This is a genomic window from Streptomyces sp. NPDC001843 (assembly GCF_042891955.1).
Classification (GTDB): domain Bacteria; phylum Actinomycetota; class Actinomycetes; order Streptomycetales; family Streptomycetaceae; genus Streptomyces.
On sequence record NZ_JBIATQ010000001.1, the window covers coordinates 331,797 to 355,341 of the forward strand.

The 23,545-nt window shown below is 69.8% G+C and carries 23 protein-coding genes and 1 riboswitch; of the genes, 6 read left to right on the forward strand and 17 right to left on the reverse strand.

Annotation, left to right across the window (positions count from 1 at the left end; all coding sequences use genetic code 11):
* Window positions 1-29: 29 nt before the first annotated feature.
* The 4 genes from ACFYZQ_RS01530 to ACFYZQ_RS01545 all read right to left on the reverse strand — a co-directional run bounded on the left by ACFYZQ_RS01530 (window position 30) and on the right by ACFYZQ_RS01545 (window position 4,109).
* Window positions 30-1,043, reverse strand: a complete 1,014-nt coding sequence (locus tag ACFYZQ_RS01530) for an NlpC/P60 family protein (RefSeq protein WP_389140443.1) — start codon at window positions 1,041-1,043, stop codon at window positions 30-32.
* Between the two features lie 198 nt (window positions 1,044-1,241).
* Window positions 1,242-2,279 (reverse strand): NlpC/P60 family protein, encoded by a 1,038-nt coding sequence (locus ACFYZQ_RS01535; RefSeq protein ID WP_389140445.1) that lies wholly within the window; start codon window positions 2,277-2,279, stop codon window positions 1,242-1,244.
* Window positions 2,280-2,492: 213 nt separating this feature from the next.
* Window positions 2,493-3,836, reverse strand: a complete 1,344-nt coding sequence (locus ACFYZQ_RS01540) for an NYN domain-containing protein (RefSeq protein WP_389140447.1) — start codon at window positions 3,834-3,836, stop codon at window positions 2,493-2,495.
* Between the two features lie 33 nt (window positions 3,837-3,869).
* Window positions 3,870-4,109, reverse strand: coding sequence for a hypothetical protein (locus tag ACFYZQ_RS01545; protein ID WP_389140449.1), 240 nt, complete (start codon window positions 4,107-4,109; stop codon window positions 3,870-3,872).
* A 162-nt stretch (window positions 4,110-4,271) separates the two neighbouring features.
* Here ACFYZQ_RS01545 and ACFYZQ_RS01550 point away from each other — a divergent pair, with 162 nt between their 5' ends.
* Window positions 4,272-4,982 carry a rhomboid family intramembrane serine protease gene (locus ACFYZQ_RS01550; RefSeq protein WP_389140451.1) on the forward strand — a complete coding sequence of 237 codons (711 nt, stop codon included), beginning with the start codon at window positions 4,272-4,274 and terminating at the stop codon, window positions 4,980-4,982.
* Window positions 4,979-5,260 carry an Lrp/AsnC family transcriptional regulator gene (locus ACFYZQ_RS01555; RefSeq protein ID WP_389140453.1) on the forward strand — a complete coding sequence of 94 codons (282 nt, stop codon included), beginning with the start codon at window positions 4,979-4,981 and terminating at the stop codon, window positions 5,258-5,260. The genes ACFYZQ_RS01550 and ACFYZQ_RS01555 overlap by 4 nt, the downstream gene beginning before the upstream one ends.
* A gap of 223 nt (window positions 5,261-5,483) precedes the next feature.
* On the opposite strand, the gene ACFYZQ_RS01560 is transcribed toward ACFYZQ_RS01555, so the two are convergent.
* The 8 genes from ACFYZQ_RS01560 to ACFYZQ_RS01595 all read right to left on the reverse strand — a co-directional run bounded on the left by ACFYZQ_RS01560 (window position 5,484) and on the right by ACFYZQ_RS01595 (window position 13,247).
* Window positions 5,484-6,860, reverse strand: a complete 1,377-nt coding sequence (locus tag ACFYZQ_RS01560; RefSeq protein WP_389140455.1) for an aminotransferase class V-fold PLP-dependent enzyme — start codon at window positions 6,858-6,860, stop codon at window positions 5,484-5,486.
* Window positions 6,861-7,022: 162 nt separating this feature from the next.
* Window positions 7,023-7,139: riboswitch (SAM riboswitch) on the reverse strand.
* 78 nt (window positions 7,140-7,217) lie between these two features.
* A complete protein-coding gene (locus tag ACFYZQ_RS01565; RefSeq protein WP_389140457.1) occupies window positions 7,218-7,388 on the reverse strand; it encodes a hypothetical protein in 171 nt (56 codons plus the stop codon).
* Between the two features lie 27 nt (window positions 7,389-7,415).
* Complete coding sequence (locus ACFYZQ_RS01570; protein WP_388788425.1) at window positions 7,416-7,772, reverse strand: PRC-barrel domain-containing protein; 357 nt, start codon at window positions 7,770-7,772, stop codon at window positions 7,416-7,418.
* Between the two features lie 104 nt (window positions 7,773-7,876).
* The gene (trpD, locus tag ACFYZQ_RS01575; RefSeq protein WP_389140459.1) at window positions 7,877-8,941 is read right to left on the reverse strand and encodes an anthranilate phosphoribosyltransferase; all 1,065 of its coding nucleotides are present in this window, start codon (window positions 8,939-8,941) and stop codon (window positions 7,877-7,879) included.
* Between the two features lie 120 nt (window positions 8,942-9,061).
* Window positions 9,062-10,699 (reverse strand): cytochrome bc complex cytochrome b subunit, encoded by a 1,638-nt coding sequence (locus ACFYZQ_RS01580; protein ID WP_389140461.1) that lies wholly within the window; start codon window positions 10,697-10,699, stop codon window positions 9,062-9,064.
* A complete protein-coding gene (locus ACFYZQ_RS01585) occupies window positions 10,696-11,754 on the reverse strand; it encodes a Rieske 2Fe-2S domain-containing protein (RefSeq protein WP_389140463.1) in 1,059 nt (352 codons plus the stop codon). The genes ACFYZQ_RS01580 and ACFYZQ_RS01585 overlap by 4 nt, the downstream gene beginning before the upstream one ends.
* Window positions 11,751-12,563: a c-type cytochrome gene (locus ACFYZQ_RS01590; RefSeq protein ID WP_389140465.1), complete on the reverse strand. Its 813-nt coding sequence runs from the start codon at window positions 12,561-12,563 to the stop codon at window positions 11,751-11,753. Before ACFYZQ_RS01590 ends, ACFYZQ_RS01585 begins: the two co-directional genes overlap by 4 nt.
* Window positions 12,564-12,626: 63 nt before the next feature.
* Window positions 12,627-13,247 carry a heme-copper oxidase subunit III gene (locus ACFYZQ_RS01595; RefSeq protein WP_389140467.1) on the reverse strand — a complete coding sequence of 207 codons (621 nt, stop codon included), beginning with the start codon at window positions 13,245-13,247 and terminating at the stop codon, window positions 12,627-12,629.
* 199 nt (window positions 13,248-13,446) lie between these two features.
* On the opposite strand from ACFYZQ_RS01595, the gene ACFYZQ_RS01600 reads away from it, so the two are divergent.
* Window positions 13,447-13,848, forward strand: a complete 402-nt coding sequence (locus tag ACFYZQ_RS01600; RefSeq protein WP_389140469.1) for a hypothetical protein — start codon at window positions 13,447-13,449, stop codon at window positions 13,846-13,848.
* 40 nt (window positions 13,849-13,888) lie between these two features.
* Here ACFYZQ_RS01600 and ACFYZQ_RS01605 read toward each other — a convergent pair whose 3' ends face one another.
* From ACFYZQ_RS01605 to coxB, 4 genes are all read right to left on the reverse strand, one after another.
* Window positions 13,889-15,148: an Ig-like domain-containing protein gene (locus ACFYZQ_RS01605; protein WP_389140471.1), complete on the reverse strand. Its 1,260-nt coding sequence runs from the start codon at window positions 15,146-15,148 to the stop codon at window positions 13,889-13,891.
* Between the two features lie 145 nt (window positions 15,149-15,293).
* A complete protein-coding gene (locus ACFYZQ_RS01610; protein ID WP_389140473.1) occupies window positions 15,294-15,692 on the reverse strand; it encodes a cytochrome c oxidase subunit 4 in 399 nt (132 codons plus the stop codon).
* A complete protein-coding gene (ctaD, locus tag ACFYZQ_RS01615; protein WP_388788399.1) occupies window positions 15,689-17,425 on the reverse strand; it encodes a cytochrome c oxidase subunit I in 1,737 nt (578 codons plus the stop codon). Before ctaD ends, ACFYZQ_RS01610 begins: the two co-directional genes overlap by 4 nt.
* On the reverse strand, window positions 17,422-18,381 hold the full coding sequence (gene coxB, locus ACFYZQ_RS01620) for a cytochrome c oxidase subunit II (RefSeq protein WP_389140475.1): 960 nt from the start codon (window positions 18,379-18,381) through the stop codon (window positions 17,422-17,424). Before coxB ends, ctaD begins: the two co-directional genes overlap by 4 nt.
* Before the next feature lie 279 nt (window positions 18,382-18,660).
* Here coxB and ACFYZQ_RS01625 point away from each other — a divergent pair, with 279 nt between their 5' ends.
* A complete protein-coding gene (locus tag ACFYZQ_RS01625; protein WP_389140477.1) occupies window positions 18,661-20,040 on the forward strand; it encodes a cysteine desulfurase/sulfurtransferase TusA family protein in 1,380 nt (459 codons plus the stop codon).
* 188 nt (window positions 20,041-20,228) lie between these two features.
* Here ACFYZQ_RS01625 and ACFYZQ_RS01630 read toward each other — a convergent pair whose 3' ends face one another.
* Window positions 20,229-21,203, reverse strand: a complete 975-nt coding sequence (locus ACFYZQ_RS01630) for a carbohydrate kinase family protein (protein WP_389140479.1) — start codon at window positions 21,201-21,203, stop codon at window positions 20,229-20,231.
* A 133-nt stretch (window positions 21,204-21,336) separates the two neighbouring features.
* Between ACFYZQ_RS01630 and ACFYZQ_RS01635 the strand changes: the two genes are divergently transcribed.
* Together ACFYZQ_RS01635 and ACFYZQ_RS01640 are read left to right on the forward strand one after the other, a co-directional pair.
* Window positions 21,337-21,546: a hypothetical protein gene (locus ACFYZQ_RS01635; RefSeq protein ID WP_389140481.1), complete on the forward strand. Its 210-nt coding sequence runs from the start codon at window positions 21,337-21,339 to the stop codon at window positions 21,544-21,546.
* Window positions 21,547-21,647: 101 nt separating this feature from the next.
* On the forward strand, window positions 21,648-23,498 hold the full coding sequence (locus ACFYZQ_RS01640; protein WP_389140483.1) for a hypothetical protein: 1,851 nt from the start codon (window positions 21,648-21,650) through the stop codon (window positions 23,496-23,498).
* Window positions 23,499-23,545: the final 47 nt, after the last annotated feature.

Here is a 23,545-nt window from a genome sequence, read left to right on the forward strand (position 1 = left end):
TCGCCGATCGTACGGCCCGGCGCGGAAAGTCAGGGCCGGGTGACCGAGGAGATCGGCATCATCCCGACCGGGTCGTAGCGCACCGGGGCGCCGGGATAGGGCGCGTGGATCACCTGGCCGTTGCCCGCGTACATGCCGACATGACCGGCGTCGGAACGGTAGACGACCAGGTCGCCGGGCCGGGCCTGGGAGAGGGGGACCTGCCGGCCGGCGTACCGCTGCTCCTGCGAGGTGCGCGGCAGATGGACGCCCGCCTGTGCGTACGCCCACTGGGTCAGGCCCGAACAGTCGAAGGCCGAGGGGCCGTTGGCTCCCCAGACGTAGGGGCGGCCGAGGGCGGAGCGGGCGGCGGCGACGGCCGCTGCGGCGCGGGCGTTCGGGGCGGTGGCACCGAAGAGTTCGGAGATGCCGCCGCGGCCCGAGCGGGAGGCCCGTACATAGGCGGCGCGCTCGGCGGCGGGCAGGGAGTTGAGCAGCTGCCGGGCCCGGGCGAGCTTCTTCTCCACGGCCCGCTTGCGGGCGGCCACCTCCTTGCGGCTCTTCTCCAGTTCGGCGAGTTTCCCCGCGGTCCTGGCGCGTTCCCGGGAGAGTTCGCGCATCGCCGACTGAAGCCGGGTGAGCCGGTCGGACTGGCGGGCACCGATCCGGTCGAGCGTGGTGGCCCGGTCGAGATAGTCGTCCGGGTCGTCGGAGAGCAGCAGGGCGACGGCCGGGGCGAGGCCGCCGGAGCGGTACTGGGCGCCGGCGACCGCACCGAGCGAGTCCCGCATGGTGTTGATGCGCTGCTGCTGCCGGGCGATCCTGTCCCGGGCGTCACCGACCTCCTCGCGCAGTCTGTCGGTGCGCTCGTCGGCCTTGTCGTAGGCCTCGGTCGCCTGCTCGGCCTCCCGGTAGAGCCGGTCCACCTCGGCGCGGGTGTCCCCGTGCGGCGCGGCACTCGACGGTACGGCGCCGAGCGCGGCGGTCGCGACGGACAACACGCTCAGGGCGGCGCCGGCGCCCCGGTCGAACCCGGACGGTGCAAGACGGCGATGGGACCCCACGGGAAGCCGCACTCCTTCCGCTGGCGAATGTCTGGCAGAGCTGACAGAGCTCGGCAGACAGTAGCCGCGCGGACACGCAGCGTCCAAGGAGGTCGGGGGCCCGACACCCCGACGCCCCGCCGCTGACGCAGGTCACCGGCGGGGCGTGGAGTCAGTTTTGGGTTGTCGCGAATCGCCCGTTCGGGCGCACCCGCGGGGTCAGGAGATGCGGACGCCGAACTCGAACGTCATGTTGCTCATCGCCTCGTAGCGCACCACGGCACCGGTGTGCGGGGCGTGCAGCACCTGGCCGTTGCCCGCGTACAGACCGACGTGGTGATAGTCGCCGAAGAAGATGATGAGGTCGCCGACCTTGAGGTCCGACTGGTTGTAGATGCGCGTACCGGCGTTGGCCTGCGCCTCGGAGGTGCGCGGGATGGAGACTCCGGCCTGGGCGTAGGCCCAGGAGGTCAGGCCCGAGCAGTCGAAGGTGGACGGACCGGTGGCGCCCCACTGGTAGGGGGAGCCGATCCTGGTCTGGGCGGCGGCGAAGGCCGCGGCCGCGCGGCTGGAGCCGGCCGGGGCGTCACCGAGGTTGACGCGCTCGGTGGAGGAGCGGCTGGCGCGGTTCTGCTCGGCGGCGAGGGCCGCCTTCTCCTTGGCGGTCAGCGTGTTGTACAGCTTCCGCGCCTCGGCGAGCTTGTCCTGGACTTCCTGCTTCTTCTTGCCCAGTGCGGTGCGGGTGGAGGCGAGGTCCTTGAGCTTCTCGGTGGCCTCGGCGCGCTCCTGGGCGAGTTCGCGCTGTTTGTCCTGAATCTCCCTCAGGGCCTCGACCTGCTGACTGCTCAACTGGTCGAGGGTGGAGGCCTTGTCGAGGTAGTCGTCCGGGTTGGAGGACAGGAAGAGCTGGACCGAGGGGTCGATGCCGCCGGAGCGGTACTGCGCGGTGGCCATCGAACCGAGGCCGTCGCGGAGCTTGTTGAGGTCCTGCTGGCCGCGGGCGACGTTGTCCTGGATGGTGGAGATCTCCTTCTGGAGCTTCTCCTGCTTCTCCTTGGCCCCGTCGTACTTCTCGGAGGCCTGCTCCGCCTCCTCGTAGAGCTTGTCGACCTTCGCCTTGACCTCGGTCTTGCTCAGCTTCGCGCTGGGCGCGGCGTTGGCGGCGTTCGCGCTGAACGCGACGGCGGCGGCTGCCGCGGTGGTCAGCACGGTGACGCGCGTGCGACTGGGCTGCTTGGGTCGACGGTGGGACGCCACGACAGGCGAACTCCTTCTTGTGAGTGATCACCCGCTCGGAGGTTCGAGCCCAGACCCTAGTGACCCTCTTGTGATCAGATCAAATCCTCACACCAAAAAACCTCGTCACGCAATGCATTCTTTGCACTCAACCCACAAGGAGTGATGCGCGGTTGACACTACGTTGCGTGACAGAACCGCCAATTCGGGCATTAAACCTCTACGTTGCCGTTTTCAGGACAGGCGCTTGAGAAGCACCGCAGAAGCCACCGGACGCGCCCCCGCCCTGGCGACCCCGTCGGCCACCTCGCGGTCGGTCGAGGCGACGATGACCGGGCGGCCCGGCGGCTCGGCGCGCACGAGCTGGCGGATGAGCTCGTCGGCGGTGACGCCCGGCTTGGAGAACAGCACGCGCACCCCGCGCGGCGGGGCGAGCAGCACCGGCGCGGCCAGTTCGGCCCCGTCGAAGACGCACGTCACCTCGGCGCCGGTCTGGGCGGCGAGCTGGGAGAGCTGGCCGAGCAGCCGCAGCCGCTGCTTCTCCAGCGGCATCTGCGGATAGCCGGTCTTGGTGACGTTGTAACCGTCGACCACCAGGTGCGCCTGCGGCAGGGCGAGGAGCTGGTCGAGGATCGCGGGGTCGTTCTCGGACAACGCCCGCGCGGCGATGTCCTTCGGGGTCATCCGTCCCGGTTCGACCGCGTCGACCGTCTCCGCCGGCCGCACCGAGACCGGCGGCAGGGCCAGTTCACGGCGCAGCCCCTGCGTCGCGTCCAGAAGGGTGTCAAGGAGCAGCCGGACGCGCATGTCCTCGACACTGCGCCCCTCGCGCGCTGCTCTGCGCGTGGCCTCCAGCGCGGCCTCGGCCTCGCCCAGGCGGGACTTGAGCCGCCGGGTCTCGCTCTCCGCGGCGGACACCTGGGCCTGCCCCTCGGCGCGTACGGCCTCGATGTCGCCCTGCACCCTGCGCAGGGCCGCCTCACCGCGCTTGACGTCGCTGAGGGCGGCGCGGAGCTTGCGGTGAAGCGATTCCGCTTCCTTCCTGGCCGCGTCCAGCTCGGCGCGCAGCCGCTCGGTCTCGGCCCGGGTCTGCTCGCGGGCCCGGTCGAGTTCCTCGCGCAGCCGCTCCAGCTCGGCGCGGCTCTCCTCGTCGGCGCGTTCGGCGTCCGCCCGCTGGGCCTCCTCGCCGGCCGCGGCCACCAGCTTCACCCAGCCCGTGGGGCGCAGTACGTAGGCCGCGGCCGCCACGTCGAGCGGGTCCGCGGCCGGAGGCGGGGAGCCGGAGTCGAGGGCGCCGGTCAGTTCCGGCTGGGCCTCTCTGAGTTTCTCGCCGATGCGCTGCCGGAACAGCGGGTCGGTCTCCAGCGCCGCCGCCATCGCGTTGCCAGCGAACTTCGCACGGCGACTTGGGGTGAAACGGGCGTACTGCCTTAGCTGTGCGGGCAGTTCGGCGACCGTCAGCCCGCCGAAGCCGTCCGAGACGATCTGCACGACCCGCCGCCGCACGCCGTCGGGCAGCGGACGGTCAAGCACCTCGGCGGTGCCGTCGCCCGGCCCCCCGCCCGTGGTCTCCACCATCCGTCACACCCCATTACGTGTGCATCGCTCCGATTAGGAGTCGGCGCCCGGCCTGTCCACGAGTTCCACCTGGTCCACCGCGTTGCACCAGCGGCAGCGCACCGACTCGATGGTCTCACTGACCACCTCCCGCTCCTCGACCTTCGGCTCACCGGCGAGGTCGAGGTGGACGTACTCGACGACCTTCGACGAGCGGGTCACGTCGAAACGGGTGAGGTTGCCGCAGAGGGTGCAGCGCCACCGGGTCTCGGCGGTCGGCAGGGGAACCGGCATCGTGACTGTTCGCTTCCTTCTAGTGTCCGTGGTCCGTGACACATCGTCTCCGCGACGCGTGTGGCTCGTAACCCTACGGCCTGGCGGCAACTCGCCGCCCGTCCGTCCACGGCGGCGAGGCGGTTCCTGCACTTGCGTCCCGTTACGTCATGCTCTGTAGCCATGATCAGCAAGTCGACGCCGATGACGTACGCCCTGATCGTCCTGTGCTGTCTGCTGTTCCTGCTGGGTCCGGCGGGCGGGCTCAATCCGGCCTACGGCTCCGGCGACGCCCTGCTCGCCGCCCAGCGGGCCTACTTCCGGCGCTGGGGCGTGATCCCCGCCGAGCTGTTCGACGGCCCGGCCCGGACCGCCCTCACCCCGGCCACGGCGCTGTTCGTGCACGGCAGCTGGGTGCATCTGCTGGGCAACATGCTCTTCCTCTACGTCTTCGGGGCGATGACCGAGGAACGGATGGGCCGCGTGCAGTTCACCCTGTTCTACGTCGGCTGCGGCTATCTGGCGCTGCTCGGCTACGCCGCCGCCAACGCCGCCTCCGAACAGTCCCTGGTGGGGGCCTCCGGGGCGATCTCGGCGGTCCTCGGCGCGTTCCTCTACCTGTTCCCCGGCGCCCGCGTCACCAGTCTCCTCCCCTTCCTGTTCTTCCTTCCGCTGCGCTTCCCCGCCTGGGTGGTCCTGCCCTTCTGGGCGGCCCTGCAGTGGCTGGCGGCGGGCCGCGCCCCCCAGGGACCGGGTGTGGCCTACCTGGCGCACCTGGTGGGCTTCGGCCTGGGCTTCGTCGTCGCGTGGATGCTGTTCGGGCGGGTGAACAGGGGCTGCCCTAGAGTTGAGGCCGCCCCAGCCCAGGCCCCCGAGGGAGAGAACCAGCCGTGATCACCGCGATCGTGCTCATCAAGACCAGCGTGGACCGGATCCCCGAGATCGCGGAGCGGATCGCCTCGCTGGACAGCGTCAGCGAGGTCTTCTCGGTCACCGGCACCTACGACCTGATCGCCATGGTCCGGGTGCGGCAGCACGAGGACCTGGCGGACGTCATCCCCGGCCGGATCAGCAAGATCCCCGGCGTGGAGGCCACCGACACGCACGTGGCCTTCCGCACCTACTCCCAGCACGACCTGGAGGCGGCGTTCGCGATCGGGCTGGACAACTGAGGCCTGTCCGGCCGGTCCGGCGCCAGGCGCCCAGGCCGGCCGCCGCGATGCCGGTGGCCGGGGCTCGTGGATGCGGCGGCTGCTGACCACCACGGAGGTGGGCGGCCCGCGGAGACCTGGGGTGCGTCACTGAAGGACGGATTCCGAGCCGGCGCCGCCCGCGGGCGTGGTGAGCCGCACGTCCGCGGGCCTGGGCGAGGTACAGCCGTGATGGCCGCGGTGGTCACACCGCCGGGACGCAGCGGCCGTCCTCGGTGCGGTAGCGCCACTTGGCGCCGTCCCGGACGAGTTCCCTCACCGCGTTCACGAACCGCTCCACGTGCTCGTCCGGCGTTCCCGCGCCGAAGCTGACGCGGATGGCGTTGAGGGACTTCTCGCCGGGCGCGGCCTCGGGGGCGCCGCACTCGCCCTGTGTCTGCGGGTCGCTGCCCAGCAGGGTGCGGACGAGGGGGTGGGCGCAGAACAGGCCGTCGCGGACGCCGATGCCGTACTCGGCGGAGAGCGCGGCGGCGAAGTGGGAGCTGTTCCAGCCCTCGACGACGAACGAGATGACGCCGACGCGCGGGGCGTCGTCGCCGAAGAGGGACAGGACCCGGACTTCCGGGATCTCGGCGAGGCCCGCGCGGACCTTCGCGATCAGGTGCTGCTCGCGGGCGACCAGGGCGTCGAAGCCCGCCTCGTCGAGCGCCTTGCAGGCCGAGGCGATGGAGTAGGCGCCGATGACGTTCGGGGAGCCGGCCTCGTGGCGGGCCGCGCTGTCGTGCCACTCCACGTCCACTCCCCCGTCGTCACGCCGGGTGACCTTGCGGCTGGCGCCGCCGCCCGCGAGGTACGGCTCGGCCGCGCGCAGCCAGTCGGCGCGGCCGGCCAGCACACCGGAGCCGAACGGGGCGTACAGCTTGTGCCCGGAGAAGGCGACCCAGTCGACGTCCAGCTCCCTGAGGCTCACCGGGTGGTGCGGGGCGAGCTGGGCGGCGTCCAGGACGATCCGGGCGCCGTGCGCGTGGGCGGCGGCGGCCAGCTCGCGGACCGGCCACAGTTCGCCGGTGACGTTGGAGGCGCCGGTGACGCAGACCAGGGCCGGGCCGTAGCCCCCTTCGATCGACACAGTGCGCTCGGCGAGGGCCCGCTCCAGCGTGTCGACGGCCTGCCGCGGGCTGCGGGGGGCGTCGAGGTAGGTGACCCGTGCGTCCTGCCAGGGCAGCAGGGAGGCGTGGTGCTCGGTCTCGAAGACGAAGACCTGGCAGTCGGCGGGGAGCGCGCGGGCCAGGAGGTTCAGCGAGTCCGTGGTCGACCGGGTGAAGACGACCTGGTCGTCCGCCCGGCAGCCGAGGAAGTCGGCGACGGTCTTCCGGGCGTTCTCGAAGAGGTCCGTGGAGAGCTGCGAGAGGTATCCGGCGCCCCGGTGCACGCTGCCGTAGTACGGGGCGTACGCGGCCACGTCGTCCCAGACCCGCTGGAGCGCGGGGGCGCTGGCCGCGTAGTCGAGCGCGGCGTAGGTGACCTCGCCACCCGTGACGAGCGGAACGGTGACATCACGGCCCAGAACGGGCAGCGGGGCACAGACGGACTGGTCGGCGGCAACGGCGGAGACGGACATGGGTGTACTCCCGTGAAGGCAGGCGGAACTCACCGCACGAGCGGACGGCGCTCAAGCACGGATGAGGTGAAAAGGGGGATGCGGAGGCGGGGCTCGACGCCCTAGCGCATTCGCTTGCTCACGGAAGGCTCCCTCGTCGACCAGGACCCCTGGTGTGCGAGGGGTCCGCGCTTGCCGTAGACCTCGCTGCCTACGGCCTGGTCTTCACCCGGGGCACCCCGCCACGGACGGAGGGTTGCCGGACAGTCGGCCGGGGCCGAATGACTGTCACTCATGACCTGGTCAGAGAAAGTACGTGGGCTGATCACCGTCCGCAACTCGTGTCCGGATGGCGGGACGGCGGTCCTTGGGCCGGGTTCACCGCACGGCGTGGTGTCCGTGGTGCCGGGACCAGCGGACGCCGAACAGCACCAGGTCGGCCACCAGGATGACCGCGCCGATGACCAGGAGCCAGAACAGCCCGTGCGCCGCCACGCCGATGAGTCCCAGGATGATCGCCACGAGGATCAGGAACAGGAAGAGCGCCATGGGTGACCACATCCTCCGACGGGTCGGTCAGCCGCGCGCGAGACGGCGCCCGCGTTCGGCAGCGGCCTCGTAGGGCCTGTCGTAGTGTTCGTAGATCTCGTGCTCCCGCTCGACCGGCAGGACGTCGTCCATGCCGATGGACGGTGCCTTCTTCACCTGCCCCCTGGGGTGGGCCACCTTCACGTACCCGGGTCCGAGGGTCGCCTCGTCGAGGGGGACGAAGACGAGCCGGTGCCGGGTCGGCAGTCCGGTGCGGACGGTGACCATGGCAGGCGTGTCGGTGGTGGTGTCCACGTAGACCGCTTCCAGGGCGCCGATCTTGCGGCCCCTGGGATCGATCACGTCGCGGTTGCGCCACTCGCGGATATCGGCTGAGTGGATCATGCCTAGCTCCTTGCGGCCCGTGTTCCCGGGCACCCCACGCCGAGACGGAGCGGCCGCGGGACCGCTTTGTCACGGTTTCACTGTACTCCCGCGGCTGCCCGGCGTTACTCGTTGCTCGCCGCCACCCAGCGGTCGAGGGTCCGCCTGGCCGATCCCGAGTCGATCGACTCGGCCGCCTTGCGCATCCCGGCACGCAACTGCTCGGCCAGCGGTTCCCGCGTCGGGTCCAGGGCCACCAGCGCCGCCGCCGAGTTGAGCAGGACGGCGTCGCGGACGGGGCCCGTCTCGCCGTCGAGCAGGCGCAGCGCCACGTCGGCGTTGTACGACGGGTCACCGCCGCGCAGCGCCTCCACCGGCACCAGCTCGATGCCGACGTCCCGCGGGTCGAAGGTCTCCTCGGTGACCTTGCCGTCCCTGACCACCCAGACGTGGGAGGTGGACGTCGTGGTCAGCTCGTCGAGGCCGTCGTCGCCGCGGAAGACGAGCGAGGAGTTGCCGCGTCCGGCCAGGACGCCCGCGATCATCGGCGCCAGGCGGGGGTCGGCGACGCCGACCGCCTGCGCCTTCACCTTCGCCGGGTTGGTCAGCGGCCCGAGTGCGTTGAAGACCGTCCGGATGCCCAACTGGCCGCGGGCGGCGGCCACATGGCGCAGCGCCGGGTGGAACTTCACCGCGAAGCAGAAGGTGATGCCCGCCTCCTCCGCGACCTCGGCCACCCGCTGTGGCGTCAGGTCCAGATTGACGCCCAGCTTCTCCAGTACGTCGGACGAGCCCGAGGCCGACGAGGCGGCCCGGTTGCCGTGTTTGACGACCTTCGCGCCCGTTCCGGCCACCACGAGCGCCGACATCGTGGAGATGTTCACCGTCTTCGCGCCGTCGCCACCGGTGCCGACGATGTCGACCGTGCGGCCCGACACCTCGATCACGTTGGCGTGCTCGTACATCGCCCGGACCACGCCGGTGATCTCCTCGACGGTCTCGCCCTTGGCGCGCAGCGCCACCACGAAGCCGGCGATCTGCGCGTCGGTCGCCTCGCCGCGCATGATCTGGTCCATCGCCCAGGCCGTCGCGTCGGCGCTCTGGTCACGGCCGTACAGCAGGGCGTTCAGTACCTCGGGCCAGGAACGGCCCGCCGCGGTGTCGCCTCCAGCGGGGGTCACAGCGCTCATAGCCGCTCCTGATCGGTCGTAGCAGGGTGTGACCCCACCCTATCCAGCCGGGGGCATGGCGAAGGGCCCCGTCCGAACACCGGACGGGGCCCTTCGCGCGTGGCGTGGCGTGCGCAGCGATCAGTGGTGGCCGTGGCCGCTCGTGATCTCCTTGTACTCCTCGACGGTCGGCTTCGGGATCTGGTTGTCCTCGCCGTAGTAGGCGTTGCTGAGCTTGGCGCGCAGCTTCTCGCCGCCCTTGATCTTCCGCTCGACGCCGTTCTCGTCGACGGCGGGGCCGATCTGGGCCGGCTCGTACTGGTGGTGGGCCGTGAGGGTGTGCAGCTGCTCCTGGCTGAGCGGCTCGTGGACCTCGATGAACTCACCGTGCGGCAGGCGCTTGATGATGCCGGTCTCCCGGCCGTGCAGCACCTTGTCGCGGTCGCGGCGCTGCAGTCCGAGGCAGATCCGCTTGGTGACGATGAACGCGACGACCGGTCCGACGAAGAAGCCGATCCGGACGAACCAGGTGACGGCGTTGATCGACAGGTGGAAGTGCGTGGCCCACAGGTCGTTGCCGCCGCCGACCAGACCGATCATGTACACCGTCACCCAGGCGACACCGAAACCGGTGCGCGTGGGGGCGTTGCGCGGGCGGTCCAGGATGTGGTGCTCGCTCTTGTCGCCGGTGACCCAGGACTCGATGAACGGGTAGACCGCGATCGCCGCCAGCACCAGGCCGAAGAGGACCAGCGGGATGAACACGCCCAGGACGAGCGTGTGACCCCAGAAGTTGATCTCCCAGCCGGGCATGTAGCGGACCAGACCCTCGGCGAAGCCCATGTACCAGTCGGGCTGGGCGCCGGTGGACACCTGGTCCGGGCGGTAGGGGCCCATGGCCCAGATCGGGTTGATCTGGGCGACCGCCGCGATGGCCGCGATGATGCCGAAGACCAGGAAGAAGAAGCCTCCGGCCTTGGCCATGTAGACCGGCAGCAGCGGCATGCCGACGACGTTGTTGTTCGTCTTGCCGGGGCCCGCGAACTGCGTGTGCTTGTGGTAGAAGACCAGGATCAGGTGGCCCACGACCAGGCCGAGCATGATGCCCGGCAGCAGCAGGATGTGGATCGAGTAGAACCGGGCCACGAAGTCGTGGCCGGGGAACTCGCCGCCGAAGAGGAAGAACGAGATGTACGTGCCGACGATCGGCATGGACAGGATCGCGCCCTCGGTGAAGCGCACACCCGTGCCGGACAGCAGGTCGTCCGGGAGCGAGTAACCGGTGAAGCCGGTGAACATGCCCAGGACGAACAGCAGGAAGCCGAACAGCCAGTTGATCTCACGCGGCTTGCGGAACGCGCCGGTGAAGAACACGCGCATCATGTGCACGAACATGCCGGCGAGGAAGATCAGCGCGGCCCAGTGGTGGATCTGCCGGACGAGCAGACCACCGCGCACGTCGAAGGAGATGTGCAGGGTCGAGCTGAACGCCTCACTCATCAGCTGTCCCTGCAGCGGGACGTAGCTGCCGTGGTACTCCACCTCGTTCATCGACGGGTGGAAGAACAGCGTCAGGTACACACCCGTGAGGATGATGATGATGAAGCTGTAGAGGCAGACCTCACCCAACATGAACGACCAGTGGTCGGGGAAGATCTTGCGCATGTTGGCCTTGGCCAGGGAGTAGATCCCGAGCCGGCCGTCGGCCCAGTCGGCGACGCGCTCGCCGGCCGGTGCCTTCCCGCGGGGGCGGGTCTGGTCGTTGGCTGCAGTACTCATCCGCGCTCCCAGAATGCAGGACCGACGGGCTCCTCGAAGTCGCCGAGCGCCTGGAGGTAGCCCTCGTCGTTCACGCCGATGCGGAGCTGGGGCAGGGCGTGACCGGCGGGGCCGAAGATCACTCGGGCACCGTCGGAGAGGTCGAAGGTGGACTGGTGGCACGGGCACAGCACGTGGTGCGTCTGCTGCTCGTACAGGGAGATCGGGCAACCGACGTGGGTGCAGATCTTCGAGTACGCGACGATGCCCTCGTGCGACCACTCGAGCTCGCGCTTGTCCTTGATGTTGTCCGGCTGGAGCCGGATGATCATCAGGGCCGCCTTGGCGATCTCGTTCTGGAAATCCTCCTGCGCCTCCTCCAGGCCCTCGGGCTTGGCGAAGGTGAGCGAACCGACCTGCACGTCCTCGGGACGCAGCGGCTGGTTGGTGTTCATGTTGACCAGCAGCTTGCCCTTGGACCACAGCGTGTGGCGGAGCTTGGTCTGGGGCAGCGGACCGAGGTCGCGCAGCAGGACGACACCGGAGAGCGGCACCAGGGTGAGCGCGCCGAGCATCGTGTTGCGGATCAGCTTGCGGCGGCCGATCACCGACTCCTTGGCGCCCTGCTTGAAGTCCGCGTGAACCTTCGCCCGGACCTCGGGCGAGGCCTCGATCGGGTGACGCTCGTCGGCGACCTCGACGTCGGACATCAGGGTGCGGGCCCAGTGGACCGCGCCCGCGCCGATGCAGAACAGCGCCGTGCCGAGACACAGGCCCAGCGCGAAGTTGAGCGCGCTGATGTGCCCGATCGGGAACACGAAGATGTTCTTGTCGGCCGGGATCGTCACGTAGGACGCGATGAAGCCGATGGTGGCCAGCATCGAGACCGTGAACAGCAGGGCGACGACGCGCTCGGACCGCTTGGCGGCCCGCTCGTCGATGTCCTGGATCCGGTGCTCGTGCGGGGGCAGCCCCGGGTCGGCGAACGGGTTCTGCTCGTCCGCTACGCCCACGGCGCCGTGCGTGGTGTCCTGCTCGGCGGGCAGGTTCTCTTCTGGAATGTCTTGGCTACTCATGACTTCTTGGCCTTTGCGGTCCGAGCGGCGACCCAGACGGCGACTGCGACAAGCACGCCGAGACCGAAGATCCACGCGAACAGGCCCTCGCTGACCGGCCCGAGGCCGCCCAGTTCCAGACCGCCGGGGTTCACCGTCTCATCGCCGTTGACCGCGTGCAGGTACGCGATGATGTCCTTCTTGTTCTTCTCCGTCAGCGTGGTGTCGGGGAAGGACGGCATGTTCTGCGGGCCGGTCTGCATGGCCTCGTAGATGTGCTTCGGGGCGACACCCTCCAGGGACGGGGCGAACTTGCCCTTGGTGAGCGCACCACCCTTGCCGGTGAAGTTGTGGCACTGTGCGCAGTTGGTGCGGAACAGCTCGCCGCCCTTGGCGATGTCCCCGTCGCTCGGGTCGTACTGCGACTTGGTCGGGACGTTCGGACCGGCACCCAGCGACGAGATGTACGCCGCGAGCTGGTCGATCTGGGCCTGGGTGTAGATGTTCTTCTTCTTCGGGACCTGCGCGCCCTGCGAGGTGGCGGCCGGCATACGGCCGGTGCTGACCTGGAAGTCGACGGCCGCGGCGCCCACGCCCACGAGGCTCGGCCCGTCCGAGGAGCCCTGGCCACCGGTGCCGTGGCAGCTGGCGCAACCGACCTCGTAGAGCTTCTTGCCCTCTTCGATGGTCAGGGACTGGGAGGACTCATCGGCCTGCGCCTTGCTCGCAGGCGCGAACGCGGCGTACAGCCCCCCAGTGGCCGCCAGCGCGAAGAGTAGGACGACGACTGCCGCCAGCGGATGGCGTCGTCGTGCGGAGAGCTTTTTCACGGATTACCCCGGTGTCAGGATCTTCTGCGTCGATGCTTCGGTGAGGTTCGGGAGCGGTCCCGGCTACTTGATCAAATAGATCGTGGCGAAGAGGCCGATCCAGACGACATCGACGAAGTGCCAGTAGTAGGACACGACGATCGCGGCGGTCGCCTGCTCGTGCGTGAACCTCTTCGCCGCGTAGGTGCGGCCGAGGACCAGCAGGAACGCGATCAGACCTCCCGTCACGTGCATGCCGTGGAAGCCGGTGGTCAGGTAGAACACCGAACCGTACGGGTCGGAGGAGAGCGAGAGCCCGTCCTTCTTCACCAGCTCGGTGTACTCGAAGATCTGGCCGCCGATGAAGATCGCACCCATGATGAAGGTGACGATGAACCAGCCCCGGAGCTTCTTCACATCACCGCGCTCGGCCGCGAAGACGCCGAGCTGGCAGGTGAGGGAGGAGAGCACCAGGATCGTGGTGTTCGTCGCCGAGAACGGAAGGTTCAGGCTGGAGGCCATCTCCTTCCAGTGCGCCGGACCCGTCACCGATCGCAGGGTGAAGTACATCGCGAAGAGGGCCGCGAAGAACATCAGCTCGGAACTCAGCCAGATGATGGTTCCGACGCTGGTGAGGTTCGGCCGGTTGACCGACGGGTGCGCGTGCCCGGTTTCTACTGTCGTTGCTGTCGCCACGACCGACATTATGTCGGTCGCTTATCCCGCCCTCACCCCCGGGGGTGCCGTTCGGAGTGTTCGCAGCCCGCGCGGGGGCCGGACGGCTCACCGAACGGTTCTCGCGAGTCCTGTCCGGCCCTGTGTTGACAGGGTGCGCAAGGGGGTAGCATCCGCCGCATCGGTCCTGTTCGTACGACGGTGTACGTCCCTGTGTATCGGAGGAACTATGCAGCCGACCGCAACGGTGCTGGTCTACAGCGACGACTCGGGCACCCGCGAGCAGGTGCGGCTGGCCACCGGACGCCGGCCGGCTCCGGACGCGCCTGTGGTGGAGTTCGTGGAGTGCGCGACCCCCGGTGCCGTCCTGCGGGAGCTGGACAGGGGCGGGATCGACGTCTGCGTCCTGGACGGCGAGGCCGTGCCCATGGGGGGCATGGGGATGTGCCGGCAGATCAAGGACGAGATCTTCGACTGCCCTCCGGTGCTGCTGCTGATCGGGCGGCCCCAGGACGCCTGGCTGGCCACCTGGAGCCGGGCCGACGCGGCCGTGACGCTGCCGGTGGACCCGGTGGAGTTCGCCGCCGCCCTCACTTCCCTGCTGCAGAAGAAGCGGCTGCTGAGCGCGTAGGGCACCCGGGGCGCGGGTTCCCCCGCGCCCCTCAGGGGTCCTACACGGCCGCCGGCTGGAGGCGTGGCGCGACCTGGGGCTCGGCCGCGTCCGGCGTGCCGTTCGCCAGCGCGCTGCCGGTGCGCCACTTGTTCCAGTCGACGTTCCAGTCGCCGAAACCGTTGCCGAACGGTTCCATCGGGTCGCCGTTGGAGTTGACAACCTTGACGATGTCACCCTGATGGATGGTGTCGAAGAACCATTCGGCGTTGGACGTGCTCATACCGGTGCAGCCGTGGCTGACGTTCGCGGAGCCCTGGGAGCCGACGGACCAGGGGGCGGCGTGCACGTACTCGCCGGACCAGGTGACGCGGGTCGCGTAGTAGACCGGCAGGTCGTAGGAGTCGGAGCTGCCCTCCGCGATGCCGACGGTGGTGCCGCGCATGCGTACGAAACTCTGCTTCTCCAGGACGACCTTGACGCCGTTGCGGGTCTCGAAGCCGGGCTTTCCGGTGGTGACGGGGATCTCGTTGATCACCGCTCCGTTCTTGTAGACGGTCATCTGGTGCGATGACGCGTCCGTGACGGCTTCGATCCGGTCGCCGGTGGTGATCTTCAGGGGCTTGGCGGTGCCGCCCCAGAGGCGGTCGCTGATCCTCACGCCGTCCAGGTTGCTGTGCACCTGGACGGTGGCGTGCGCGGGCCAGTACTCCCTGGGGCGGTAGTGGAGTTCCTTGCCGTCCACCCAGTACCAGGAGCCGACCACGGCCGGGAAGGAGTCGACCCTCAGGGCGCGCTCGACGACGGCCCGCTGGGCCTTGTCCTTGATCTCCTGGTTCAGCTTCGCCGTGATGGGCTGGCCGACCCCGAACACGCCCGAGCCGGGCCCGAAGGTGACGCCCAGGCGCTTGGTGATCTTCGGCTGGCTGGTGTCGAAGGTGACGGTGCGGCGGCCGGGGGCCCCGTCCTCGTCCTCCGTGCTGACCCGCACCGTGTAGTGAGCGTTGGCGGCCAGCGGGGCGGTGCTGTGCCAGCGGCTGCCGTCAGCGGCGAGCTCGCCCGCCACATGGCGTCCCGTGGCGTCCACGGCGGTGACGTCCGTGATGCGCCCGTCGCCCTGTGCGGTGACCTCGATGGGCTTGTCCGGGTCGGCCTTCTTGCCGTCGTCGGGGAGGCCGTTGAAGGAGATCTGGTCCGCCGCGTCGTACGGCTCGTCCGCCAGGGGGCTGCCATGTGATCCGCAGGCGGTGACGCCCGCGCCGAGGGCGGCCACCAGCAGGGCGCAGCTGATGACGGTGCGGGTGTGCGCAGAGGTGCTCATGAGCTCACGCTAAGGAGCGTCGTCAGCCCCGGCGCGCTGAGTGACCCCTACGGGGGAAGGGCCGTACGGCAAAGGGGGGAGCCCGGACCTCCTGACGGAGTGTCCGGGCTCCCGGTGCGCTCGGCGCTGCTACAGCATGTACGTACTACTGGGTGCGGTTCTCACCGCGGTAGTACTCGAACACCCAGCCGAACAGGCCGACCAGGATGATCGGTGCCGCGAAGTAGATCAGCCACCAGCCGACCGCGACACCGAGGAAGGCGATCGCCCCACCGGTGCCGAGGGCGAGCGGCTGCCAGCTGTGCGGGCTGAAGAAGCCCAGCTCCCCCGCGTCGTCCGCGACGTCGGCCTCCTTGTTGTCCTGGGCACCCGCGTCGACCCGCTGAGCGGTGAAGCTCAGGTAGAAGCCGATCATGATGCTCAGGCCGAAGGCCAGGAAGAGCGCCGTGGTGCCGGCCGGCTCCTTCGACCACACGCCGTACACGACGGCCATGATCAGGATGAAGAAGCTCAGCCAGATGAACATCCGGCCCTGGATCTTCACTTGCCGGCCTCCTTGCTGCCCGCGATGGCGCTGCCGCTGCCGTGACCGGCGTGCTCGAGCTGCTCAAGAGCGGCGATCTCGGGGTGGTGCAGGTCGAACGCCGGGGATTCGCTGCGGATCCGCGGCAGGGTGAGGAAGTTGTGCCGCGGCGGCGGGCAGGACGTCGCCCACTCGAGCGAGCGGCCGTAGCCCCACGGGTCGTCCACGCCGACCGGCTTGCCGTACTTGGCCGTCTTCCACACGTTGTAGAGGAACGGCAGGATCGACAGGCCGAGCACGAACGAGCTGATCGTCGACACCGTGTTCAGCGCGGTGAAGCCGTCGGCGGCCAGGTAGTCCGCGTAACGGCGCGGCATGCCCTCGGCACCCAGCCAGTGCTGGACCAGGAAGGTGCCGTGGAAGCCGACGAACAGCGTCCAGAAGGTGATCTTGCCGAGGCGCTCGTCCAGCATCTTGCCGGTGAACTTCGGCCACCAGAAGTGGAAGCCGGAGAACATCGCGAACACGACGGTGCCGAAGACGACGTAGTGGAAGTGCGCCACCACGAAGTACGAGTCCGAGACGTGGAAGTCCATCGGCGGCGAGGCCAGGATGACGCCGGTCAGACCACCGAACGTGAAGGTGATCAGGAAGCCGGTCGCCCAGAGCATCGGGGTCTCGAAACTCAGCGAGCCCTTCCACATGGTGCCGATCCAGTTGAAGAACTTCACACCGGTCGGGACCGCGATCAGGAAGGTCATGAAGGAGAAGAACGGCAGGAGCACGCCACCGGTGACGTACATGTGGTGCGCCCACACCGTCACGGACAGACCGGCGATCGAGATGGTCGCGGCGATCAGGCCCATGTAGCCGAACATCGGCTTGCGGGAGAAGACCGGGATGACCTCGGAGATGATGCCGAAGAACGGTAGCGCGATGATGTACACCTCTGGATGGCCGAAGAACCAGAAGAGGTGTTGCCACAGGAGTGATCCGCCGTTGGCGGCGTCGAAGACGTGGGCGCCGAACTTGCGGTCGGCCTCCAGGGCGAACAGCGCGGCGGCCAGGACCGGGAAGGCCAGCAGGACCAGGACACCGGTCAGCAGCACGTTCCAGGTGAAGATCGGCATGCGGAACATGGTCATGCCCGGGGCACGCATGCAGATGATCGTGGTGATGAAGTTGACCGAGCCGAGGATCGTGCCGAAGCCGGAGAAGGCCAGACCCATGATCCACATGTCGGCGCCGATGCCGGGGCTGCGGATGGCGTCCGACAGCGGGGCGTAGGCGAACCAGCCGAAGTCGGCCGCACCCTGCGGGGTGAGGAAGCCGGCCACCGCGATCAGCGAGCCGAACAGGTACAGCCAGTAGGCGAACATGTTCAGCCGGGGGAAGGCCACGTCCGGAGCGCCGATCTGCAGCGGCATGATCCAGTTCGTGAAGCCGGCGAACAGCGGCGTCGCGAACATCAGCAGCATGATCGTGCCGTGCATCGTGAACGCCTGGTTGAACTGCTCGTTCGACATGATCTGCAGGCCCGGACGGGCCAGCTCGGCACGCATGAGCAGTGCCATCACGCCGCCGATCAGGAAGAACGCGAACGACGTGACGAGGTAGAGCGTCCCGATCGTCTTGTGGTCGGTGGTCGTCAGCCACTTCACCACGACATTGCCGGGCTGCTTGCGCCTGACCGGCAGCTCGTTCTCGTAAGAGTCAGCCGCCGCGGCACCCTGGGGTTCGTTGAGGATGCTCACAGGTTGTTCGTCTCCCGGTTCTTCTCGTGGCTCGTCTGCGCGATGCCGGCGGGAATGTAACCGGTCTGCCCCTTCTTGACGAGGTCCTTGAGGTGCTGCTCATACGCTGCCGGGGAGACGACCTTCACGTTGAACAGCATCCGGGAGTGGTCGACGCCGCAGAGCTCGGCGCACTTGCCCCTGAAGGTGCCGTACGCGTTGGGAGTCACCTGGAAGGCGTTGGTGTGACCCGGGATGACGTCCTGCTTCATCAGGAACGGCAGCACCCAGAAGGAGTGGATGACGTCACGCGAGGTCAGGACGAAGCGGACCGTCTTGCCCTTGGGCAGCCACAGCGTCGGACCCGGGTTGCCGGTCTGCTGATTGCGGGTGCCCGGCGTACCGACGTCGTAGACACCGCCGGCGTTCGCCGGGAAGGCGTTCTTGTACCGGTCCGGGATCGCGTTCAGCTGCGGGTCGGTCTTCGCGTTGCCGGTGGAACCGGGAACGTTCTCGATGTAGTTGAAGCCCCAGCTCCACTGGAAGCCGACGACGTTGATCGTGACGTCGGGCTTCTTGGAGAGATCCAGGAGCTTCGACTCGTCCCGGGCCGTGAAGTAGAAGAGGACCGAGATGATGATGATCGGGACCACCGTGTACAGCGCCTCGATGGGCATGTTGTACCGGGTCTGCGGAGGTACCTCGACCTTGGTGCGGCTGCGCCGGTGGAACATGGCGCTCCACAGGATCAGGCCCCACACCAGCACGCCGACGGCGAGCGCGGCAGCCCAGGAGCCCTGCCACAGGGAGAGGATCCGCGGAGCCTCTTCCGTGGTCGGGGTGGGCATACCAAGGCGGGGGAAGTCCTTGTATGTGCAACCGGTCGCGGTCGCCAGGACCAGGCCCGCGGTCATTGCCTGCAGCAGCTTCCGCCGCATCGGGCGCCGCGGCGAGCGGTCGGAGCCGTTGGGACTCACGTAGCGCCTTCCCGAGAGTCTCGCCCGCGCTGTTGGCTGCGGCCTTCTCGCTGGTCGGTCGCCGCCCTGCGTCGGGCAGGGGTTTGATGTTTATGCGGACCAAACCCTACTGGACGCCTCCCGGCGGGTTGCGGGAGGGGTGCCTAGTGGGGGGAGGGGTTAGCTTGTTTGGCGGCTGCGGGTTTTGTGGCTGGTCGCGCCCACGCGGCGGAGCCGCATGTCGACACAGTCCCGCGCCCCTTTGGGGCGCTGCGCCAGGGGGCGTCATAGCGTTTGCGTATGCCCTATTTCGATGCCGCATCCTCCGCTCCTCTGCATCCCGTTGCCCGGCAGGCGTTGCTCGCTGCCCTGGATGAGGGGTGGGCCGATCCCGCTCGGTTGTACCGGGAGGGGCGGCGGGCCCGGATGCTGCTGGACGCCGCTCGGGAGGCGGCCGCGGAGGCCGTGGGGTGCCGGGTGGACGAACTGGCGTTCACCTCCTCCGGGACCCGGGCCGTGCACAGCGGGATCGCGGGGGCGCTGGCGGGGCGGCGGCGGGTCGGGCGCCACCTGATCGTGTCATCCGTCGAACACTCCTCGGTCCTTCATTCGGCGGAGGCGTTCGAGGCGGACGGCGGGTCGGTGACGCGGGTACCGGTGGGACGTACGGGGGCGGTGACCGCGGAAGCCTACGAGACCGTTCTGCGGCCCGACACCGCGCTCGCCTGTCTGCAGTCGGCCAACCACGAGGTCGGGACCCTGCAGCCGGTGGCCGAGGTGGCCGAGGTGTGCCGGGCGGCGGGCGTGCCGTTGCTGGTGGACGCGGCGCAGTCGCTGGGCTGGGGGCGGGTCGAGGGCGACTGGTCGTTGCTGACGGCCAGCGCCCACAAGTGGGGCGGCCCGTCCGGGGTCGGGCTGCTGGTGGTGCGCAAGGGGGTGCGGTTCGCGCCGCGGGGCCCCGTGGACGAACGGGAGTCGGGGCGGGCGGCGGGCTTCGAGAACATCCCGGCGATCGTGGCCGCGGCCGCCTCACTGCGGGCGGTGCGGGCGGAGGCCGACCGTGAGACGGTACGGCTGCGGGAGCTGACGCGGCGGATCCGCGAGCGGGTGGCTCAGTCGGTGCCGGACGTGGAGGTGGTGGGCGATCCGGAGCGGCGACTGCCCGGGATCGTCACGTTCTCGTGTCTCTATGTCGACGGGGAGACCCTGCTCCACGAGCTGGACCGGAGCGGCTTCTCCGTCTCCTCGGGCTCGTCGTGCACGAGCAGCACGCTGACGCCCAGCCATGTGCTGAGGGCGATGGGGGTGCTGAGCGAGGGCAACGTGCGGGTGTCGCTGCCGCCGGGTACGCCCGGGGAGGACGTGGAGCGGTTCCTGTCGGCGCTGCCTGACCTGGTGGCGGGGGTGCGGGAGAAGCTCGGTGCGCCGGTGCCCGCGGCGGCGGCGGTACGGGCGGACGAGGTGGTAGTCGACTCGCTGGGCAAGCGCTGCCCGATCCCGGTCATCGAGCTGGCGAAGGTCATCGGGGACGTGCCGGTGGGCGGCACGGTCCGGGTGCTGTCCGACGACGAGGCGGCCCGCCTGGACATCCCGGCGTGGTGCGAGATGCGCGGGCAGGAGTACGTCGGCGAGGAGCCGGCGGACCACGGTGCGGCGTACGTGGTCCGCCGGGTCGCGTGAGCTAGGGCCTGTCCGGCGCATCAGATCGCAGGAATCGGACGGTGCCTCATCGGCGCTGGTGAGCGGGGCCTGGGGCGTCCAGCTGCAAGGCGGAGGAGGGCGTCGACGCGGAGCGTCGACAACCGACGACAACGCCGCAGATGGGCGTGCCAAGCCCCGCGTCTGCGACATGGTCCGCCGGACAGGTCCTAGACGAGGTGCCGCTGGACCTCGGCGGCGGCCTCGTGGCCGTAGGCCTTGGTGAAGCGGTCCATGAAGTGGGCGCGGCGCAGCTGGTACTCCTGGGTGCCGACGGTCTCGATGACCAGGGTGGCGAGCATGCAGCCGACCTGGGCGGCACGCTCCGGAGTGACGCCCCAGGCCAGGCCGGAGAGGAAGCCGGCGCGGAAGGCGTCGCCGACGCCGGTGGGGTCGGCCTTGCGCTCCTCCTCCGGGCAGCCGACCTCGACCGGGTCCTCACCCTCCTGCTCGATGCGGACACCCCGTGAGCCCAGGGTGGTGACCCGCTGGCCGACCTTGCCGAGGATCTCCTCGTCGGTCCAGCCCGTCTTGGACTCGATGAGGCCCTTCTCGTACTCGTTCGAGAACAGGTACGTCGCACCGTCCAGCAGTATCCGGATCTCCTCGCCGTCCATGCGGGCGATCTGCTGGGAGAAGTCGGCGGCGAACGGGATGCCGCGCGTGCGGCACTCCTCGGTGTGGCGGAGCATCGCCTCCGGGTCGTCGGCGCCGATCAGCACCAGGTCGAGGCCGCCGACGCGGTCGGCGACGGTCTTCAGCTCGATCAGCCGGGCCTCGCTCATGGCGCCGGTGTAGAAGGAGCCGATCTGGTTGTGGTCGGTGTCGGTGGTGCACACGAAGCGGGCGGTGTGCAGGGTCTCGGAGATGCGGACGGACTCGGTGTCCACGCCGTGCCGCTCCAGCCAGGCCCGGTACTCGTCGAAGTCGAAGCCCGCGGCGCCGACCAGGACGGGGCGCGTGCCGAGCTGGCCCATGCCGAAGGCGATGTTCGCGCCGACGCCGCCGCGGCGGACGTCGAGGTTGTCCACCAGGAAGGAGAGGGAGACCGTGTGCAACTGGTCCGCGACCAGCTGGTCGGCGAAGCGGCCGGGGAAGGTCATGAGATGGTCGGTGGCGATGGAGCCGGTGACTGCGATGCGCACGGCGAGGACTCTCCTGCTGGACGGGAGGGCAGTTGACACTTCACGCTACCCGGTCGGGGCCGGGCCCAGGAGCGGGGAAACTACCCGATGGTAGATCTTTATTCGCCGACCCGGGCGTGCCTACGGTGCCGTCATGACGAACATCAAGCTCCACGCGCCCGTTCCGGCCGAGTTCGACGGCGGTCTGGCGGTGCTGCGCGGTGACTGCGCCCGGATGGCCCCGCACTGGGCGGTACCTGACCGGGACTCGTCCGTTCCGGTGCCCCCGTCGCTCATCCACGGCGTGACCGTTCCCTTGGCCTCGGCGCGACTGCTGGACGCCATGTCGGACTACGGCGACTGATTCGTCCGGTCCGGCTCAGGGAACCGCTCGCTCACCCGACGCGTCTCATCGCCGTCCCCCGAGGAGGGGATGCGGGATACGACGCAGCAAGGAGCGATGCGGTGAACACCGAGCGACCCGACAACGACGACGCGGCCGCGCACACCGCCGGGGAAGCCTCGGCGAAGCAGTCGACTCCGGAGCCCGTCCCGGAGCCGGAGGCCGGGTCCGAGGCGGAGGCCACGGCGGGCTCCGCACCCGAGCCGGAGGCCGCGCCCGAGCCCGAGGCCGCGTCGGAGGCCGCATCCGAGCCGGAGCCCGAGCCCGCACCGGAAGCCGCATCCGAGCCGGAGCCCCAGCCCGCGACGGAAGCCGCGTCCGAGCCGGAGCCCCAGCCCGCGACGGAAGCCGCGTCCGGACCGGAGCCCGCCCGCGAGCCGCAGGCCGTCTCCGAGGCCCGGACCGCTGCTGCCCCGGAAGCCGCCTCGGAGGTGCCCGTCGAGGAGGTTCCGCGGGAGCACGGCGAGGTCGACGACGAACGTCCCGCTCGCCGCCGCTCCCCCGTGGCCGCTGCCGCCGTCGCCGCCGCCGTGCTGCTCGTCGGCGGTGGCGGGGCGTACCTGACGGCCACCGCGAACGGAGCGTCGGACAGCGGTACGGGCTCCGCGTCCTCCGGCGGCACTCCCCCGCCGCTCGCGCTGGACGGCGGTTCGCAGGGCATCGCGCCCGGTGAGCCCAACCCGTACGGCGTCACCTACAAGGCCGAGGGCACGCTGCCCGGCGGCCCCGGCTCCGCGCCCGTGTACCGGGCGGGCGGGGAGGTCGCCAAGGACGACGTGGCCCGGCTGGCGAAGGCGCTGGGCCTGACCGGCACACCGGTGGCCGAGGGGCAGACCTGGCGGGTCGGGTCCGCGAAGGACGGGACGGGCTCGGTCCTGCAGGTCGGCAAGGAGGCGCCGGGCAACTGGACCTACAGCCGGTACGCGACCGGCACCGACAACTGCAGGAAGGTCATCTCCTGCGCTCAGGACCCCGCCCACCCGGCCGTCGACCAGGTGAGCGAGGCGGCCGCGAGGAAGGCGGCGGCGCCGGTGCTGAAGGCGCTGGGCCAGGACGACGCCAAGATCGACGCGAGCCGGATCGTGGGCGCCCAGCGGGTGGTGAACGCCGACCCGGTGGTGGGCGGACTGCCCACCTACGGTTGGACGACGGGTCTGACGGTCGGCGAGCGGGGCCAGGTGGTGGGCGGCCACGGTGAGCTGATGACACCGGTGAAGGGGGACACGTACCCCGTCCTGGGCGCGAAGAAGACGCTGGACCTGATGAACGCGACGCCTGTGGTCGGGAGCGGGAGCGGGAGCGACGACCACCGGATGGGCATCGGCGGTTGCGCCAGTCCCGTCCCGGAGAAGGACCGGCTGGAGCAGCCGTGCGGCACCTCGCCGTCGGGGACGGCCGGGTCGGCGCCGGCCCGGGAGACGGTCACCGTGCGGAAGGCGGTGTTCGGGCTGGCGGCGCACTCCGTCGACGGCCGCCAGGCTCTGGTGCCGTCGTGGCTGTTCCAGGTGCGGGGTGCGGCGGACGCCTACACGGTGACGTATCCGGCCGTCGACCCGAAGTACCTGGCGTCGTCGAGCACCCCGTCGGACGGCACCCCGTCGGCCCCGTCGACGTCGCCGTCCGAGCGGCCTGTGAAGGTCACGGGCTACAGCACCACGGGCAACAGCCTGACCGTGGCGTTCGAGGGCGGGGTGTGCGCCGACTACAAGGCCTCCGCGGCCGAGGACTCCGGCAAGGTGACCGTCACGGTGACCGAGACGCCGTGGAAGAACAAGGTCTGCATCCTGATCGCCAAGGTCTACCACCGGACCGTGCACCTGGACCGGCCGCTCGGCGACCGGAAGGTCGTCGGCTCGGACGGCCAGGAGGTCCCGAAGGAGCGGCCGGGCGCTCGCCTGCCGAAGTCCTCGTAGGCCCGACGAACGCGAGCCGCAGACACGCGAAGGCGGCGGCCCCTCGG